The 16502-nt window shown below is 70.4% G+C and carries 18 protein-coding genes; 6 read left to right on the forward strand and 12 right to left on the reverse strand.

What is annotated here, in order from left to right:
* From C3942_RS03730 to ampD, 4 genes are all read right to left on the reverse strand, one after another.
* The coding region (locus tag C3942_RS03730) for a helix-turn-helix domain-containing protein (RefSeq protein WP_165797307.1) at positions 1-585 on the reverse strand (585 nt) is incomplete at its 3' end.
* Between the two features lie 244 nt (positions 586-829).
* A complete protein-coding gene (locus C3942_RS03735) occupies positions 830-1672 on the reverse strand; it encodes a cobalamin-binding protein (protein ID WP_104229023.1) in 843 nt (280 codons plus the stop codon).
* The gene (ampE, locus tag C3942_RS03740) at positions 1672-2541 is read right to left on the reverse strand and encodes a regulatory signaling modulator protein AmpE (protein WP_104229024.1); all 870 of its coding nucleotides are present in this window, start codon (positions 2539-2541) and stop codon (positions 1672-1674) included. Before ampE ends, C3942_RS03735 begins: the two co-directional genes overlap by 1 nt.
* Positions 2538-3092 carry a 1,6-anhydro-N-acetylmuramyl-L-alanine amidase AmpD gene (ampD, locus tag C3942_RS03745; RefSeq protein WP_366516589.1) on the reverse strand — a complete coding sequence of 185 codons (555 nt, stop codon included), beginning with the start codon at positions 3090-3092 and terminating at the stop codon, positions 2538-2540. The genes ampE and ampD overlap by 4 nt, the downstream gene beginning before the upstream one ends.
* Before the next feature lie 92 nt (positions 3093-3184).
* Between ampD and C3942_RS03750 the strand changes: the two genes are divergently transcribed.
* The gene (locus tag C3942_RS03750; protein WP_104229026.1) at positions 3185-5938 is read left to right on the forward strand and encodes a M16 family metallopeptidase; all 2754 of its coding nucleotides are present in this window, start codon (positions 3185-3187) and stop codon (positions 5936-5938) included.
* Positions 5939-6138: 200 nt separating this feature from the next.
* Here the strand turns inward: C3942_RS03750 and C3942_RS03755 are convergent, their stop codons facing one another.
* Positions 6139-6432 carry a hypothetical protein gene (locus tag C3942_RS03755; RefSeq protein WP_104229027.1) on the reverse strand — a complete coding sequence of 98 codons (294 nt, stop codon included), beginning with the start codon at positions 6430-6432 and terminating at the stop codon, positions 6139-6141.
* Between the two features lie 96 nt (positions 6433-6528).
* Here C3942_RS03755 and C3942_RS03760 point away from each other — a divergent pair, with 96 nt between their 5' ends.
* A complete protein-coding gene (locus tag C3942_RS03760; protein ID WP_104229028.1) occupies positions 6529-6834 on the forward strand; it encodes a putative signal transducing protein in 306 nt (101 codons plus the stop codon).
* Positions 6831-7301, forward strand: coding sequence for a tRNA (cytidine(34)-2'-O)-methyltransferase (locus C3942_RS03765; RefSeq protein ID WP_104229029.1), 471 nt, complete (start codon positions 6831-6833; stop codon positions 7299-7301). Before C3942_RS03760 ends, C3942_RS03765 begins: the two co-directional genes overlap by 4 nt.
* Before the next feature lie 172 nt (positions 7302-7473).
* On the opposite strand, the gene C3942_RS03770 is transcribed toward C3942_RS03765, so the two are convergent.
* Genes C3942_RS03770 through C3942_RS03785 form a run of 4 tightly spaced genes read right to left on the reverse strand, consistent with a single transcriptional unit; the run spans position 7474 to position 9692 of the window.
* A complete protein-coding gene (locus C3942_RS03770; protein ID WP_104229030.1) occupies positions 7474-8514 on the reverse strand; it encodes an NAD(P)H-dependent glycerol-3-phosphate dehydrogenase in 1041 nt (346 codons plus the stop codon).
* A complete protein-coding gene (gene secB, locus C3942_RS03775; RefSeq protein ID WP_104229031.1) occupies positions 8489-9007 on the reverse strand; it encodes a protein-export chaperone SecB in 519 nt (172 codons plus the stop codon). Before secB ends, C3942_RS03770 begins: the two co-directional genes overlap by 26 nt.
* Positions 9004-9267 (reverse strand): glutaredoxin 3, encoded by a 264-nt coding sequence (gene grxC / locus C3942_RS03780; protein ID WP_104229032.1) that lies wholly within the window; start codon positions 9265-9267, stop codon positions 9004-9006. Before grxC ends, secB begins: the two co-directional genes overlap by 4 nt.
* 2 nt (positions 9268-9269) lie before the next feature.
* Complete coding sequence (locus tag C3942_RS03785) at positions 9270-9692, reverse strand: rhodanese-like domain-containing protein (protein WP_104229033.1); 423 nt, start codon at positions 9690-9692, stop codon at positions 9270-9272.
* Between the two features lie 55 nt (positions 9693-9747).
* Between C3942_RS03785 and C3942_RS03790 the strand changes: the two genes are divergently transcribed.
* The 3 genes from C3942_RS03790 to C3942_RS03800 all read left to right on the forward strand — a co-directional run bounded on the left by C3942_RS03790 (position 9748) and on the right by C3942_RS03800 (position 13293).
* A complete protein-coding gene (locus C3942_RS03790) occupies positions 9748-10950 on the forward strand; it encodes a murein hydrolase activator EnvC family protein (RefSeq protein WP_104229034.1) in 1203 nt (400 codons plus the stop codon).
* A gap of 61 nt (positions 10951-11011) precedes the next feature.
* The gene (locus C3942_RS03795; protein WP_104229035.1) at positions 11012-12352 is read left to right on the forward strand and encodes a S41 family peptidase; all 1341 of its coding nucleotides are present in this window, start codon (positions 11012-11014) and stop codon (positions 12350-12352) included.
* Positions 12349-13293, forward strand: coding sequence for a divergent polysaccharide deacetylase family protein (locus tag C3942_RS03800; RefSeq protein ID WP_104229036.1), 945 nt, complete (start codon positions 12349-12351; stop codon positions 13291-13293). The genes C3942_RS03795 and C3942_RS03800 overlap by 4 nt, the downstream gene beginning before the upstream one ends.
* Before the next feature lie 164 nt (positions 13294-13457).
* Here the strand turns inward: C3942_RS03800 and ubiB are convergent, their stop codons facing one another.
* The 3 genes from ubiB to ubiE are packed head-to-tail and all read right to left on the reverse strand — an operon-like array spanning position 13458 to position 16463.
* On the reverse strand, positions 13458-15071 hold the full coding sequence (gene ubiB, locus C3942_RS03805; protein WP_104229037.1) for a ubiquinone biosynthesis regulatory protein kinase UbiB: 1614 nt from the start codon (positions 15069-15071) through the stop codon (positions 13458-13460).
* Positions 15068-15679 (reverse strand): ubiquinone biosynthesis accessory factor UbiJ, encoded by a 612-nt coding sequence (locus C3942_RS03810; protein ID WP_165797308.1) that lies wholly within the window; start codon positions 15677-15679, stop codon positions 15068-15070. Before C3942_RS03810 ends, ubiB begins: the two co-directional genes overlap by 4 nt.
* Positions 15680-15683: 4 nt before the next feature.
* Positions 15684-16463: a bifunctional demethylmenaquinone methyltransferase/2-methoxy-6-polyprenyl-1,4-benzoquinol methylase UbiE gene (gene ubiE, locus C3942_RS03815; RefSeq protein WP_104229039.1), complete on the reverse strand. Its 780-nt coding sequence runs from the start codon at positions 16461-16463 to the stop codon at positions 15684-15686.
* Positions 16464-16502 lie beyond the last annotated feature (39 nt).

The raw sequence follows: 16502 nt of genomic DNA on the forward strand, positions 1-16502 counted from the left end.
ATAGCGCTGGAAGCTGCGGGTCAGATGCCCTCGGACCTCGGCCGTGTTTTGGCTGGAGCAGGCCTGCAGGACCAGGTTGTAGCGCGAGTGATCGTCGAGCACGGTGAGTGGATGGCAGCGGCGGCGATTGCCGGCCGCAAAGTCGCCCTTGAAATCCATCTGCCAGAGGTCGTTGGGGGCGGCATGCTCGAAGCGTTGCCAGGGCATGGCCTCAGCGCTCTGCTCGGCACCGATCAGGCCGTTACGGCGCAGGATGTGGGTGATCGTGCTGGGAGCCGGCACGTCTTCATGCCCCAGCCGCATCAAGCGGTGGGCCAGCTTGCGTCCACCCCAGGCCGGATGCTGCCGGCGCAGGGATAGGACCTGCTCTGTGATCTCTTCGGCGGTCCGCCGTGGACTGCTCTGCGGGCGTCGCGAGCGATCTGTCAGCGCTTGCCCAGCGCCGGCGCGCTCCAGCCACTTGTAGCCCGTGACCCGGCTGATCCCGAAACGCCGACACAGCTCAGCAAGGCTGACGCCTTGCTGCCTGGCCAGGCGCACAAACTCCAGACGCTGTTCCACGACCGAAACCTCGTGCCAGGGCATGGTGGCTCTCCCCAAACGACGCCTGACGTCGGCGTCTGGGGTGTAAACCATGTCTTGGCACGTTTGTTAACCATGTGTCCGGTCTGAACACACAAGCAAAGAAAGGTAAGTCGCCCCCAGGCGAAATAAACCTTCAGAGATCTAAATCACCTGAGCGGTCTGGGACCGCCACCACCGGCAAGCTGCGCGCGTGCCTCGATACGCTGCTCCGCGGCACTCGGCATGAGCGGTTCGGGGAAAGGGTCTAGCTCTTCGGCAGGTCCAGGTACACCGGCCGCGCCGTATCCAGCACCTTGCACAGCTCCTGCACGCCATCCAGCACCTTGGGCGACTGGCGCGTCAGCGTGCTGGCGTCGATCTCGTAGAGCTGCCGGTGCGCCACCGCGCGCACCAGCGGCCATTTCTTCCAGAACTCGCGGATCTTCGCCGCCATGTCCTGCCGGCCGAACACGATCACGTCGGGGCTCGCCGCCAGCACCGCCTCCACGTTCACCGGCCCGGCCAGCTTGCGGCTGCCGGCGAAGACGTTGACGCCGCCGCAGAGCGTGATCGCCTCGCTGATCGGGCTGCTCTGGTTGAGCGTGAACATGGGGCTCACTTCCACCTGGTAGAAGACCTTCAGCGGCGCGCGCCCGCGGTACTGCTCGCGCAGGGCCGCCAGGCGCTTGCGGTAGGCCGCGGCGGCCTTGTCGGCGGCCGGGCGCGTGTCCAGCAGCACGCCGAGCTGCTGCACGGCGGAGCCGACATCGTCGAGCTTGCGCACCGTGACCCAGCGCACCGGGATGCCCACGGCCTGCAGCCGCTGGATGAACTGCGGCGAGGTGCCGCCGCCCCAGGCCAGCACCAGGTCGGGGCGCAGCGCCAGCAGCGCCTCGATGTTGACGGTGAAGGCGTCGCCCACCTGCGGCTTGCCGCGGGCGCCCGGCTCGTCGGTGTAGCGCGCCACGCCCACCAGCTTGTCGCAGGCGCCGGCGGCGCAGACCAGCTCGGCCAGGTGCGGGGCCAGCGTCACGACGCGCTCGGCGGCCTGTGCGGCCGGCAGGAACAGGAACAGGGCCAGCAGGGCGGCCGCGGGGAGTCGTTTCATCAGAACATGCTGCCGGTGGCGAACAGGGCGAAGAAGGCGAGCAGGATCAGCAGCGCGCGCGTCTGCATGCGCAGGACCTCGTCGAGGCTGGCCTCGAGCGAGGCCGGCACCACCACGCGGCCGTCCGGCTCCTCGGCACGCATCGAGGCGCTGGAAACCTCGGCCAGCACCGCCCAGGTGTGCGAGCGCCAGCCGTGCTGGCGCTCGGCCAGCAGCTGCCGCCAGGTCTGCATGGCGTCGTCGAGGCTGCCGGCCATGCCGTAGAGCAGCGCGGTGATGCGCGCCGGCAGCCAGGCGAAGGCGCCGTGGAGCAGGTCGGCCAGGCGCACGGCGGGGCTGTCGGGCACGGTCTCGCGCAGGATGCGCGGCAGGCGGCTCAGGCAGCGGTACAGCACCGCGCCCAGCGGGCCCAGCGCGAAGAACCACAGCAGCACGGCAAACAGGCGCTCGTGCGACTGGATGAACAGGGCACCGAGCAGGGAGCGGTGGCCGGCGTCCGGCTGCGGGCCGCGCTGCAGCGCGGCGGCGAGCTGCGTCGCGGTCTCGCCGTCGCCGGCCTCGCGCGCCTCGACCAGGCGGTGCACGTCCTCGGCCAGGTCGCGCGGCCCCAGGCACAGCAGCAGCAGCAGCGAGGACCAGGCCAGGTCCGCCAGCGGATGCGTGAACACGCCCGACAGGCCCCAGATCAGCAGCAGCGGCGGCAGCAGCAGCAGGGGCAGCGCCACCGGCGAACGCCACAGCGGCGGAAACGGCAGCAGGGCCATCAGCGCCCTCACGTAGCCGAGGAACAGCAGGGGGCGTCCCCAGCCGGGCAGCTGCCCGAGCAGGCGCTCCAGTCCCAGCGCGATGAGGATGCCGATGAGGTTCATGCGCGTACTCTACCCGCGAGCAGGGCGCGGTACCTCACCCAGTCGAAACAGGGGCCGGGGTCGGTCTTGCGGCCGGGAGCGATGTCCGAGTGCCCGGCGATGCGCTCCGGCGCCAGGCGGGGATAGGCGGCCAGCAGGGCCCGCGTGACCCGCGCCAGGCGCGCGTACTGCTTGGCGGTGAAGGGCTTGCTGTCGCAGCCCTCCAGCTCGATGCCGATGGAGAAGTCGTTGCAGCGCTCGCGCCCCTCGAAGCGCGAGACGCCCGCGTGCCAGGCGCGGCGGCCGAAAGGCACGTACTGCGTCACGCGGCCGTCGCGGAAGATGCACAGGTGCGCCGACACGCGCAGCTGGTGGATGGTCTCGAAGTAGGGATGGGCGCCGGGATCGAGGCTGTTGGTGAACAGCGCGTCGATCCAGGGGCCGCCGAAGCGGTCCGGCGGCAGGGAGATGTTGTGGATCACCAGCAGGCTGATGTCCTGGGGGTCGGGACGTTCATCCTGGTTGGGCGAGGGCAGCGGCCGGGCGCCGGCCAGCCAGCCCTGCGGCGAGATCGCCGGGGAACCGCCCGCCCGCTGTGGTGTCGATGAGCCGGTCACGCTATAACCGTCCGAAGATTTCCAGAGATTCCCAGGGGATACCGCCAATGAGAAAAGCGCTGCTCGCCGCGCTGGGTCTGCTGCTGTCGCAGGGTCACGCCACCGCCGCCGCGCCCGCGCAGCCGGCCTTCCCGGACCTGCGCATTCCCTATGAGAAGCATATCCTGCCGAACGGCCTGACGCTGATCCTTCACGAGGACCATAAGGCACCGCTCGTCGCCGTGAACGTCTGGTACCACGTGGGCAGCAAGGACGAGCCGCCGGGCCGCCAGGGCTTCGCCCATCTGTTCGAGCACCTGATGTTCAACGGCTCGGAGCACTACAACGACGAGTTCTTCCGCCCGCTGGCGGAGGCCGGTGCCACCAAGATCAACGGCACCACCTGGATGGACCGCACCAACTACTTCCAGAACGTGCCGACGCCGGCCCTGGACCGTGTGCTGTGGCTGGAATCCGACCGCATGGGGCATCTGCTGGGCGCGGTGGACCAGGCCAAGCTGGACGAGCAGCGCGGCGTGGTGCTGAACGAGAAGCGCCAGGGCGAGAACCAGCCCTACGGCCGGGTCTGGGACGTGATCTCGCGCTCGATCTACCCGGCCGGGCACCCCTATTCCTGGACCACGATCGGCTCGGAGAAGGACCTCAACGCCGCCACGCTGGACGACGTGAAGAGCTGGTTCCGCGCGCACTACGGCGCCGCCAACGCCACCCTGGTGGTGGCCGGCGACATCGACCCGGCCGAGGTACTGAAGAAGGTGCAGCTGTACTTCGGCGACATCCCTTCCGGCCCCGTGCGCGAGCGCATCGACGCCTGGCCGGCCAAGCGCCAGGGCGCCAAGCGCAGCGTGCTGCAGGACCGGGTGCCGCAGCCGCGCATCATCAAGGTCTGGAACACGCCGGGTCTCTGCGACGGCGACAGCACCCTGCTGAACCTGGCCGGCAGCATCCTGGCCGACGGACGCACCAGCCGCCTCTACCAGCGGCTGGTCTACCGCGACCGCACGGCCACCTCGGTATCCAGCGCCAGCTACCCCTTCGAGATCGCCGCGCCGATGACGCTGGACGCCTACGTGCAGCCCGGCGGCGACGCCGCGGCGGTGGACCGTGTGATGGAGGAGGAGCTGGCGCGCTTCCTGCGCACGGGCCCGACGCCGGCCGAGCTGCAGCGCGCCAAGACGCGCTACTTCGCGGCGCGGGTGCGCGGCCTGGAGCAGATCGACGGCCGCGCCGGCAAGTCCGGGGTGCTGGCCACCTACCAGGTCTACTGCGGCTCGCCGGACGCGCTGGCACGTGAAGCCGATCTGATCCGCAAGGCCACCCCGGCCGACGTGCAGCGCGCGGCGCGGGCCTGGCTGGACGACGGCGCCTTCACGCTGACCGTGGAGCCCTTCCCCGAATACAGCACGGCCGACCAGGGCGCCGACCGCTCGAAGCTGCCCGAGCGCGGCAAGGCGCCGGGCCTGCGCCTGCCGCCGCTGCAGCGCTTCACGCTGTCCAACGGCCTGAAGGTGGCACTGGCGGAATACCCGTCCGCGCCGGTGGTGCAGCTGAGCCTGCTGGTGGACGCCGGCTACGCCGCGGATCTCGGCGGCACGCCGGGCACCGCGCGGCTGATGCTGGAGATGCTGGACGAGGGCACGCCGACGCGCGACGCGCTGCAGATCGCGGCACGCAAGGAAACCCTGGGCGCGGAACTGGCGGCGATGGCCGACCTCGACAGCTTCCTGGTCTCGCTCAACGCGCTCAGCGGCCGCCTGCCGGAATCGCTGGAACTGTTCGCCGACGTGCTGCTGCGCCCGGCCTTCCCGCAGAAGGAGCTGGACCGCATCCGCCAGCAGATCATCGCCGCCGTGCAGCAGGAGAAGGCGCAGCCGGCCGGCATCGCCGGACGCCTCTACCCGCGGCTGATCTACGGCGAGGGGCATGCCTACTCCGGCCCGCTCAGCGGCCTGGGCAGCGAGGAGCAGCTGGCGAAGCTGTCGGTGGCCGACCTGCGGGCGTTCTACGCCCGCTGGATGCGTCCCGACCAGGCGACGCTGCTGGTGGTGGGCGACACCCGCGAGGCACAGATCCGCCCGCTGCTGGAGCAGTATCTCGGCGCCTGGAAGGCACCGGCGGAACCCGCGCCGCAGAAGCAGCTGGCCGAGGTGGCCCTGCCGCAGAAACCGCGCGTGTTCCTGGTCAACCGCAGCGGCAGCCAGCAGTCCTACATCCTGGCCGCGCACCTGGCGCCGCCGCTGCGCGACCCGGACGACATCGCCATGCGCCTGGCGGCCGACGCCTTCGGCGGCGACTTCCTGTCCCGCGTGAACCTCAACCTGCGCGAGGACAAGCACTGGAGCTACGGCGTGCGCAGCGAGGTGATGGCCACGCAGGCGCAGCGGCCCTTTGCGCTGCGCGCCCCGGTGCAGACCGACAAGACCGTGGAGTCGATCAAGGAATTGCTGCGCGAGTACCAGGAACTGACCGGCCAGCGGCCGCTGCAGGCGCAGGAAGTGCGCGACGCGCAGGACCGCACCGTGCGCCGCCTGCCCGGCGCCAACGAGACCTCGGGCGAGATCGCGGGGTCCTACGGCACGCTGCTCAAGTTCGGACTGCCGGACAGCTACTGGAACGACCTGGTCGGCAAGGTGGAAGCGCTGGATGCGGAGGCGGTCAACGCGGCGGCGAAACGCCTGGTGCAGCCGCAGGCCCTGACCTGGCTGATCGTCGGCGACCTGGAGAAGATCGAGGCGGGCGTGCGCAAGCTGGAGCTGGGCGAGGTGACGGTGCTGGATAGTGACGGCAAGGTACTGCGCTAGCCGCAACGGTGGCGCCGTCCATGGCGAGACTTCACCTCGCCCATGGAGCGTTTGGCGGGATGAACGTCCACCGGACATTCATCTTCTTCCGCCTCACCCCTTCGACAGGCTCAGGGCGAACGGCAGGGCTGGCGCGGTTTGCCGCCCAACAAAAAAGCCGCCGGGTCCCCGGCGGCTTTTTTCATGCAGATGCGATGGACTTATTCCATCTGGCCCAGCGGGCGCGAGAAGGTGAAGCGCGCGGGTTCCACGATCCAGCGCTGCGCCGGCGCGGCCGGCGGCTCGCCCTGCACGATCGACAGCGGCAGGTTGAGCACGAACAGGCCCACCCCCAGCACCGTGGCGACCGCACCCAGCGGGCGCACGAGGATCAGATCGGCCGCCATGGCCGCGGCGGTCGGCGTGGTGCCGGCGTCCTCGCGGTACTCGTCAGCCTGCGCCAGGTTGGCGCTCAGGGCGAGAATGGCAGCGGCAGCGACGTGAGACAGTTTCATGGCTTTCCCCCAACCTCGAATTTCATGCAGCGTCAGCAGCTTAGGCGCCGCTTCGAAAGCTGTCAATCAAGTAGGCCCCACCCTACAATCCGGGCCATGGAGACCCTCTACCTCGCCGCCGACCCGATCGAGGCCGAAATCCTCCGGGAGTACCTGGCGGCGCACGGCATCGGCTGCAGCGTGCTGGGCGCGGGATTGTGGAGCGCCCGGGGCGACCTGGCGGTGGACGCCTACCCCCGGCTGTGCCTGCAGGACGACCGCGACCGCCCCCGGGCGGAGGACTTGCTGCGCCAGTACGAGCGGCGGCGCCACTCCCACGCGGAATGGCACTGCGGCTGCGGCGAGGACTCCCCGGTGAGCTTCGAGACCTGCTGGAGCTGCGGGGAGCCGCAGCCGTCATGATCCACCTGGCCCTGTACCAGCCGGAAATCCCCCCGAACACCGGCAACCTGATCCGCCTCTGCGCCAACAGCGGGGCGCGGCTGCACCTGATCCACCCCCTGGGCTTCCGCACCGACGACGCCTCCCTGCGCCGGGCCGGGCTGGACTACGCCGAGTTCGTGGACATCCGCCACCACGCCGACTGGGCGGCCTTCCGTGCCGCCCTGCCCGGCTCGCGGCTGCTGGCCTTCACCACGCGAGGGACGCAGCGCTATGACCGGGTGGCGTACCGGGAGGACGATGTGCTGCTGTTCGGCCCGGAATCGCGCGGACTGCCGCAGGCCCTGCTGGAGGAGCTGCCGCCGGAACAGCGGGTCTACCTGCCGATGCGGCCGGACAACCGCAGCCTGAACCTGTCCAACGCCGCGTCGATCGCGGTGTTCGAGGCCTGGCGGCAGATGAATTTCGACGGCGCGAAAGAGGTCTAGCGGATCCGTTCGTGGGAGCGGCCTTGGCCGCGATCTCCTGAAAGATTACGGCTGCAGTGGCGCCATCCATGGCGGGACTTCCGTGCGCCCCGCTAATCCCGGCCCGGCCATCCGTGGCCGGGCAGTGATGCGCCGCAGGCGATGCCATTTAGGCATCGCCAACGCGCGGCGATCACTCCAACTCAGCCCGCGCCGGCCGCGTGGCGAGCTGCATCACGGCCTGCACCGGCGTGATCTCGCCCTGGATGACGGCGTTGATCGCTTCGGTGATCGGCATCTCCACCTCCAGGCGGCGCGCCAGGCGCACCACCTCGGGGGCGGCGCGGACGCCTTCCACCACCTGCTGGATCTCCTGGATCGCCTCGGGCACGGTCTTGCCCTGGGCCAGCAGCAGGCCCATGCGGCGGTTGCGCGACTGGTTGTCGGTGCAGGTCAGCACCAGGTCGCCCATGCCGGCCAGGCCCATCAGGGTCTCGGGCTTGCCGCCCAGGGCCTTGCCCAGGCGCATCATCTCGGCCAGCGCGCGGGTGATCATGCCGGCGCGGGTGTTGGCACCCAGGCTCAGGCCGTCGGCGATGCCGACGCCGATCGCCATCACGTTCTTGGCGGCACCGCCGATCTCGACGCCGGCGAAGTCCTCGGAGGAATAGGCGCGGAAGCCGTCGCCGTGCAGGCGGCCCACCAGGCGGCGCGTGAACCCTTCGTCCTGGGCGGCGATGGTCACCGCCGTGGGCAGGCCGATGCCCAGTTCCTTGGCGAAGGTGGGACCGGAGATCACGGCGATGGGATTGCGGGCGCCGACCACGTCGAGGATCACCTCGTGCACCAGGCGGCCGGTATTGGGTTCCAGGCCCTTGCAGGCGCAGGCAATGCCCTGGTCCGGCCGCAGCAGGGGCTTGAGGCTCTCCAGGGTCTCGCGCAGGGCGTAGCTGGGCGTGGAGATCAGCAGGTCCTCGCTGTCGCGCACGGCGGCGGCCAGGTCGGACACGGCAGCCAGGCGCGCCGGGAAGTGGCAGCCCGGGAGGTACTGCGCGTTCTCGCGCGCCGCTTCCATCGCCGCCATCTTGTCGGCGTTGCGGCCCCAGAGAAAGGTGTCGGAGCCGCGGCGCGCGAGGTGCACCGCCAGCGCGGTGCCGAAGGAGCCGGCGCCGAGGACGGTGATGGGACCGTGCGCGGCGGCGGTGTCCTCAGTGGGTTGCGACGGCGGCGCCATTCGTCTCGGCCTGCGTGCGGGCGGCCGCGGCCGCCTTCTGCTGGTGTTCCACGTACAGCGCCTCGAAGTTGATCGGCTGCAGCAGCAGCTGCGGGAAGCCGCCGCGCTGCACCAGGTCGGCGATCGCGTCGCGGGCGAAGGGGAAGACCTGGCCCGGGCAGAAGGCGCCGAGCACGGCATGCTTCTCGGCGGGATTGTCGAAGCCGCGCACGATGAACACGCCGGCCTGGTGGACCTCGGCCAGGAAGGCCACGTCCTCGCCGAGCTTGGCGGTGACCGTCACCGACAGCATCAGCTGGTAATGGTCCTGCGGCAGCGGCTTGAGCTCGGTGTTGACCTGCACGTCCAGCTGCGGCTGCCACTGGCGGGTGAAGACGTCGGGCGCCAGCGGCACCTCCAGCGAGGCGTCCTTGAGGTAGATCTTCTGCAGCAGCACCTGGCGCGCGGGAGCGGCGCCGGCCGTGGCGGCGGGATTCGGGGCGGTATCGGTCATGAGTTGGAGTCGTTGAGCAGCGGGTCGAGTTTGCCCGCGTGGTCGAGGGCGGACAAGTCGTCGAATCCGCCGACGTGGGTGTCGCCGACGAAGATCTGCGGCACGGTGCGGCGGCCGCTGATGCGCATCATCTCCTCACGCACGCCAGGGCTCTCGTCGACGCGGATTTCCTCGTAGGCCACGCCCTTGGCGGTCAGCAGACGCTTGGCCATCACGCAGAAGGGGCAGACCCGCGTGGTGTACATGCGCACCGGTTTCATCTTTATTTCACCGTCACCGGCAGGCTGTTCATCAGCCAGGCGTTGATGCCGCCGCGCAGCGGGTAGACCTCGGCATAGCCCTGCTTGCGCAGCTTCTCGGCGACGCTGCTGCCCATGGTGCCGAGCGCGCAGTACAGCAGCACCGGACGGGTCTTGTCGCGGAACTGGCCGACGTATTCGTCGAACTTGGCGAAAGGCGCGTTGACGGCGTTGAGCAGGTGGCCGCGCTTGAAGTCGGCGGCGTTGCGCAGGTCGATGATCACGGGGTCGCGGTCATTGATGAAGCGCACCGCTTCCAGGGCGGTCAGGCGCTTGCCGCCGGCCAGGTTGCCGTGGATCTCGTTGGCGACGAGGAGGACAACGACCACCGCCAGGGCCACGAACAGGCCGGGGTGGTTCTGCACGAAGGTGATCAACTGGTCCATATCTACCGCTTCAAGGCCATTCCGGTCGGGTACAGCTAGGTCCTATCATTATCGCATGATCCGAGCCCTCATCGCCCTTGCCCTGCTGCTGCCGGCCGCCGTCCTTGCCGAGGACGACGCCGGCGATGCCGAGGCCGGCGGGAAGCGCCTGGAGGAGGTCCGGGGGCGCATCGAGGAGCTGCAGGGCGAGATCGAGGGCAACAAGAGCCGCGAGGATGCCCTGCGCCGCGACGTGGAGACCGTGGAGAAGAAGATCGCGGTAGCCCAGACCGAGATCGGGCTGCTGCGGCGCAAGGAACAGACCCAGCTGGCCCGGGTGCGGCGCGCCCAGGCGGAACTGGACGAGGCCGAGCGCCAGCTGGACGGCCAGAAGAAGGCCCTGGCGGCCCAGGTGCGGGCGGCCTACATGATCGGCCAGAACCCGGCGGCACGGCTGCTGCTGAACCTCAGCGACGTGCAGCAGGTGGACCGCATGGTCACCTACTACGACTACCTGGCCCGCTCCCGAGCCAGCCGCATGCGCAGCATGCTGGCCCATGCCGACAAGCTGCGCGCCCTGCGCGACAAGCTGGACGACGAGGCCGAAACCCTGGCGGCGCTGCGCGCCGAGCAGCAGGCGGCGCTGGCGCGCCAGCGCGGCCTGCGCAACAGCCGCTCCACCCAGCTGTCCCAGCTGCAGCTCAAGCTGGGCGACCAGGAAAGCCAGCTCAACCAGCTGCGCGACACCGAGCGCGAGGTCAAGCGCACCCTGGAGGCCATCCAGCGCGCCCTGCGCGAGGCGGCGGCCGCGGCGGCACCCGCCCGCCCCAAGCCGCAGCAGGAGCCGGAAGCGGCGCGCGGGCCGGAGCCGTTCAGCGACCGCCCCTTCCCCAGCCAGAAGGGCAAGCTGGCCTGGCCGCTGCGCGGCCCGCTGCTGGCGGCCTACGGGCAGCCCAAGGCGGGCGGGCGCCTGTCCTGGAACGGCAACTGGATCGGCGCCGATGCGGGCGCCCCGGTACGGGCCGTGTCCGCCGGCCGGGTGGTCTACACCGGCTGGATGCAGCGCTACGGCCTGATCGTGATCCTGGAGCATGAAGGCGGCTACTTCACCCTCTACGGCCACAACCAGGGCGTGGCGCACAGCGCCGGCGACCTGGTCCGGGCCGGCGAGGTCATCGCCCAGGCCGGCAACACCGGCGGGCACGAGCAATCCGGCGTCTATTTCGAGGTCCGCAAGGGCACGATGGCGCTCGACCCGAAACTCTGGCTGAGCCGCTGAAAACCCCTTCCGTGGCCTTGTGCTATCGTCGTTCCCACGCTTGAAAACCCCCTTCCGAACCATGCTCAAGACCTATCGCACGCCGCTGGTGCTCGCGGCCGGCATCGCCATTGGCACCGGCATCACGCTGACCCAGGGCGTGCTGGCCGACAAGGCCACCGCCAAGACCGAGGCCCTGCCCTTCCGTGACCTGCAGACCTTCGTCGAGATCCTCAACCGGGTGAAGAGCGACTACGTCGAGCCGGTGGACGACAAGACCCTGCTGGAGAATGCCGTGCGCGGCATGCTCGCCGGCCTGGATCCGCACTCGGCCTACCTGGACGAGAAGGAATTCCAGGACATCAACATCAGCACCTCCGGCAAGTTCGGCGGCCTGGGCATCGAGGTGCAGATGCAGAACGGCTTCGTGCGCGTGGTGTCGCCGATCGACGACACGCCCGCGGCCAAGGCCGGCATCCAGCCGGGTGACCTGATCATCAAGATCGACGAGACCTCGGTGAAGGGCCTGACCCTGGCCGAGGCGGTGGACAAGATGCGCGGCGAGCCGGGCACCAAGGTGCAGCTCACCATCGCCCGCGAAGGCGCCAATGCGCCGGTGGTGGTCGACCTGGTGCGCGCCGAGATCAAGGTGGCCAGCGTCAAGAGCAAGATGCTGGAGCCCGGCATGGGCTACCTGCGCATCAGCAGCTTCACCACCGAGACCGGCTCGGCACTGGAACGCGAGATGGAGAAGCTGAAGAAGGACAACGGCGGCGATCTCAAGGGCCTGGTGCTGGACCTGCGCAACAACCCGGGCGGCGTGCTCGACGCCGCGGTCAAGGTCAGCGACGCCTTCCTGGAGAGCGGCTCGGTGGTCAGCATCAAGGGCCGCGAGCTGGCCAGCGCCCGCGACTTCACCGCCAGGCCGGGCGACCTGCTCAAGGGCGCACCGATCGTGGTGATGATCAACGGCGGCTCGGCTTCGGCCTCGGAGATCGTGGCCGGCGCGCTGCAGGACCAGAAGCGCGCGGTGGTGGTGGGCTCCAAGAGCTTCGGCAAGGGCTCGGTGCAGACCATCATGCCGCTGCAGAGCGATGCCGCCATCAAGCTGACCACGGCGCGCTACTACACCCCCAACGGCCGCTCGATCCAGGGCGAGGGCATCGAGCCCGACATCGCCATCCGCCAGCTCAAGGTGGCCAAGGACGAGCAGCAGGCCGCCTTCGAGGGCATCGAGGAGGCCGACCTCAAGGGCAGCCTGTCGAACGACAAGTCCAAGAAGAAGGACAAGGAAGAGGCCCTGAAGGACAAGGAGGCCAAGGCCAAGGAGGCGAAGGACGCCGAGCAGCTGGCCGAGAGCGACTACGCGCTCTACGAGGCGCTGAACCTGCTCAAGGGCCTGGTCATCGTCCGCGCGAGGTGAGGCCGCGCCGGCCCCTGCGCCGGACCGCCGGCGCCGCCCTGCTGCTGTGGCTGCCCTGCATCGCCGGCGCGCGGCCGCCGGCGATCAGCATCATCATCGACGACCTCGGCGACCGGCTGGCGGAAAGCCGCACCGCCGCCGAGCTGCCCGGCCCGGTGGCCTGCGCGATGCTGCCGGAGTCCCCCTACACGCCGCAGGTGGCGGCGCTGGCCCAGGCGCGCGGCAAGGAAGTGATGCTGCACCTGCCGCTGCAGCCCGGCCAGGGCCGCGGCCATCCGCTGACGATCCTCGACACGGCCAGCCCCGCGCAGCGCGATGCGCTGCTGCAGCGCGCGCTGGCGGCGGTGCCGCAGGCGGTCGGCGTCAACAACCACCAGGGCAGCCGCCTGACCAGCGAGAGCGAGCCGATGCGCTGGCTGATGGGCGAACTGCGCGCGCGCGGCGGCCTGTACTTCGTGGACAGCCGCACCAGCGCGGCGACGCAGGCCGAGGCCGAGGCCTGGCGGCAGGACCTGCCGACCACGCGGCGCCAGGTGTTCCTCGACAACAGCCGCGGCGCGGCCGCGGTCCAGGGGGAATGGCAGCGGCTGCTGGCGCTGGCACGCAAGAACGGCAGCGCGCTGGCGATCGGCCACCCCTATCCGGAGACCCTGGCGCTGCTGCAGCGCGAAATCCCGCGGCTGCAGTCGCAGGGCATCCGGCTGATCCCGCCCTCCGCGCTGATCCGCGAGCAGGGCACCACGCGCAGCCTGCGCGTGTCGGCCCAGCCGCTGCGGCTGAGCCTGGCGATGGCCGAACCGGCAGAACCGGCAGAACCGGCAGAACCGGATCCGGCGGCGGCGCTCATCGAAGCCGCGGTGGCTGATCCCGCGCCGGTGACGGCCACGGCGACCGGGGCGGCGACCCAGGAAGCGGCGCCGGGCGGCGGTCCCGCCGAGTAGCGCCGGCTCCCGGCCGCCCTGCCGTCAAGCAGCCTGGGCCGGGGAATGACACGCAGAAGGCGGGAGAGGCAGGGCTGCCCGGACGGCGCCCGCGTGCGAGAGGGCCTCGGACGCAGGGGCCGCTTGCCGGCGGCAAGGTCGATGTCGCCCGGAACGACCGCCCTTCAGCGTCGCCCGCGCCAGGCCATCAGGGCGGCAATCGCTCCCAGCAGCCAGGCCAGCGACGGCGCGCCCAGCAGCTGCGGCTGCGCCTGCGGCGCCAGCACGTAGACCAGCACGGCGCCGAGCAGGCTGGCGCCGGCCAGCACGCTGCGGCGCGTGCGGCGGCCCGAGGCCTCGATCTCCAGGCGCAGGGCCTGCAGCTCGCGGCGGCCGGGGCCGCCCAGGCCCTCGCCCTTCTGCAGCTGCCGCAGCGCGTGGTGCGCCAGCTCGGGCAGCGATTCGGTGAGCGCCGGCATTTCGCGGCGCATGCGCTCCAGCGTGGCGCGCGGGCCGATGCGCTGGCGCATCCAGTCTTCCATGATCGGCTTGGCGGTCTTCCACAGGTCCAGCTCGGGGTTGAGCTGGCGCCCCAGGCCCTCGACCTGCAGCAGGGTCTTCTGCAGCAGCACCAGCTGCGGCTGCACCTGGTAGTTGAAGCGCCGCGCCACCTGGAACAGGCGCATCAGGAAGAAGCCGAAGGAGATGTCCTTGATCGGCCGCATGAAGATCGGCTCGCAGATCGTGCGGATGGCGGACTCGAATTCCTCCACGCGGGTTTCCGGCGGGATCCACTCGCTCTCCACGTGCAGCTCCGCCACGCGGCGGTAGTCGCGGTTGAAGAAGGCGTAGAAGTTCTCGGCGAGATAGCGCTGGTCGGCCGGCGTCAGCGAGCCGACGATGCCGAAGTCCACCGCCAGGTAGCTCGGCTTCCTCGGGTTGCTGGCATCCACGAAGATGTTGCCGGGGTGCATGTCGGCGTGGAAGAAGTTGTCGCGGAAGGTCTGCTTGAAGAAGATCTCCACGCCGCGCTCGGACAGCGCCTCGAAGTCCACGCCCAGCGCGCGCAGGCGGTCCAGCTCGCGGATCGAGATGCCGAAGATGCGCTCCATCACCAGCACGCTGGGGCGGGTGTAGTCCCAGAACACCAGCGGGTGGTAGATCAGCTCCGAGCCCAGCCAGTTGCGGCGCAGCTGCGCGGCGGAGGCGCCCTCGCGCATCAGGTCCAGCTCGTCGTACAGCACCTTCTCGTACTCGGCGACGATCTCGCGCGGGCGCAGGCGCCGCGCCATCGGCGAGAAGCGCTCCGCGAGGTCGGCGAGCGTGTGCAGCAGCTGCACGTCGCTGTCGATCTTGTCGCGGATGCCCGGGCGGATGACCTTCACCACCACCTGCAGGCCCGGCTCGCCGGGCGCGGCCGGGAACAGCCGCGCGGCATGCACCTGGGCCACCGAGGCCGAGGCCATCGGCTGCGGGTCGAACTCGGCGAACAGCTCGCGGATGGGCTTGCCGAGCTCGCGCTCGATGATCGCCACCGCTTCTTCTCCCGGGAACGGCGGCACGCGGTCCTGCAGCCGGGCCAGCTCGAGGGCGATGTCGGCCGGCACGATGTCCGGGCGCGTGGAGAGCGCCTGGCCGAACTTGATGAACACGGCGCCCAGTTCTTCCAGCGCCATGCGGATGCGCTCGCCGCGCGGGCGCGGGTCGCGGTCTTCCCCGCCCTTGAGGATCACGCGCAGGTTGTAGCGGCGCACCACCTGCTGGATGTGCCAGAGGCGCCGCAGGCGCACGAAGTTCATCGCTGGGCTTCCTCGATCCGGCGCAGGCGCGCCTCCAGGCGGTCGACGCCGCCACGCAGCTCGTCCACCGCGTCCATCCATTGTTCCACGTCGGCCGCGCGGGCCAGGTCGCGGGTTTCCTCGCGCAGGTACTCGGCGGCATCCAGGCCCAGCGTCGCGGCGGTCTGGCGGCCCCAGCCGAACAGCTTCTGCACGCCCTGCACGAGGCGGTGCGCGCCGGCATCGCCGACGACCTTGGCGGCCAGTTCCTCGGGGTCGAAGCCGGCCTGGGCCAGCAGGCGGTTGAAACGGCTCAGCAGTTCGGTATCGCCGTCCACGCGCAGGCCCTGCGGCACGCCGGCCTCGCCCTGGGTGACCTGCCAGGCCAGGCGCATCAGCGTGGTCAGGCCTCCGGCCACGCGCACATCCGGTTCGCCGGCCAGCTCGTCCAGCACGCGCACGCCGCCCGGGGCGAACTCGATGAAGAAGCTCCAGCCGGGGCCCTCCACGTCCAGCGCGATCACGCGCCCGGCCAGGCGGCCGCATTCCTCGGCCACGGCGGGCTCGAGCCGCAGCGTGCGGTTGAGCGCCACCTCGACGGCGGCGCAGAGCAAGGCAGGGGCTTTCAAGGGCCTAGTCCAGGCGGAAGCCGCGATGCACGGCGACGATGCCGCCGGTCATGTTGTAGACCTGCACGCGCGACAGGCCGGCGTCCTGCATCATGCCCTTGAGCGTCTCCTGGTCCGGATGCATGCGGATGGACTCGGCCAGGTAGCGGTAGGAATCGGCGTCGCGCGCGACCAGCTGGCCCATCAGCGGCAGCAGGCGGAAAGAGTACTGGTCGTAGACCTTGCCCAGCAGCTCGCTCTGCGGCTTGGAGAACTCCAGCACCAGCAGGCGCCCGCCCGGCTTGAGGCAGCGCTTCATCGAGCGCAGCGCGGCATCCTTGTCGGTGACGTTGCGCAGGCCGAAGCTGATGGTGATGCAATCGAAGGAAGCTTCCGCGAAGGGCAGCTTCTCGGCATTGGCCTGCACCAGGGGCACGCCGACCACGCCGCGGTCGGCCAGGGCGCGGCGGCCCTCGTTGAGCATCGCGGCGTTGATGTCGGTCAGGATCACCTGCCCCCGCGGGCCGGCCAGGCGGGCGAACTCGCGGGTCAGGTCGCCGGTGCCGCCGGCCACGTCCAGCACCCGCTCGCCGGGCCGCACGCCGGCCAGGTCGATGGCGAAGCGCTTCCAGATGCGGTGGACGCCGAAGGACATCAGGTCGTTCATGATGTCGTAGCTGCCGGCCACCGAGGTGAACACCCCCGCCACGCGCTTCTGCTTCTCCGCGGTGGGCACGGACTCGTAGCCGAAGTGGGTATGGCCCGGCTGGTCTGGGGCCTTGCCTGCGGGGTTGTTCTCGGACATGGGGGCGCTCGGGACGACAGGCGGGCATTGTAGCGGCAA

It is taken from the genome of Solimonas fluminis (assembly GCF_002930645.1).
GTDB classification, from domain to species: Bacteria; Pseudomonadota; Gammaproteobacteria; order Nevskiales; family Nevskiaceae; genus Solimonas_A; species Solimonas_A fluminis.

Excerpts from the sequence above, each read along its gene's own strand:
- ubiE (WP_104229039.1), bottom strand. The coding sequence starts at position 16,463 with ATGTCCGAGAACAACCCCGCAGGCAAGGCCCCAGACCAGCCGGGCCAT.
- C3942_RS03790 (WP_104229034.1), top strand. The coding sequence starts at position 9,748 with ATGATCCGAGCCCTCATCGCCCTTGCCCTGCTGCTGCCGGCCGCCGTC.
- C3942_RS03765 (WP_104229029.1), top strand. The coding sequence starts at position 6,831 with ATGATCCACCTGGCCCTGTACCAGCCGGAAATCCCCCCGAACACCGGC.
- C3942_RS03770 (WP_104229030.1), bottom strand. The coding sequence starts at position 8,514 with ATGGCGCCGCCGTCGCAACCCACTGAGGACACCGCCGCCGCGCACGGT.
- secB (WP_104229031.1), bottom strand. The coding sequence starts at position 9,007 with ATGACCGATACCGCCCCGAATCCCGCCGCCACGGCCGGCGCCGCTCCC.
- ampE (WP_104229024.1), bottom strand. The coding sequence starts at position 2,541 with ATGAACCTCATCGGCATCCTCATCGCGCTGGGACTGGAGCGCCTGCTC.
- C3942_RS03735 (WP_104229023.1), bottom strand. The coding sequence starts at position 1,672 with ATGAAACGACTCCCCGCGGCCGCCCTGCTGGCCCTGTTCCTGTTCCTG.
- C3942_RS03795 (WP_104229035.1), top strand. The coding sequence starts at position 11,012 with ATGCTCAAGACCTATCGCACGCCGCTGGTGCTCGCGGCCGGCATCGCC.
- C3942_RS03760 (WP_104229028.1), top strand. The coding sequence starts at position 6,529 with ATGGAGACCCTCTACCTCGCCGCCGACCCGATCGAGGCCGAAATCCTC.
- C3942_RS03750 (WP_104229026.1), top strand. The coding sequence starts at position 3,185 with ATGAGAAAAGCGCTGCTCGCCGCGCTGGGTCTGCTGCTGTCGCAGGGT.
- C3942_RS03755 (WP_104229027.1), bottom strand. The coding sequence starts at position 6,432 with ATGAAACTGTCTCACGTCGCTGCCGCTGCCATTCTCGCCCTGAGCGCC.
- ubiB (WP_104229037.1), bottom strand. The coding sequence starts at position 15,071 with ATGAACTTCGTGCGCCTGCGGCGCCTCTGGCACATCCAGCAGGTGGTG.
- grxC (WP_104229032.1), bottom strand. The coding sequence starts at position 9,267 with ATGAAACCGGTGCGCATGTACACCACGCGGGTCTGCCCCTTCTGCGTG.
- C3942_RS03785 (WP_104229033.1), bottom strand. The coding sequence starts at position 9,692 with ATGGACCAGTTGATCACCTTCGTGCAGAACCACCCCGGCCTGTTCGTG.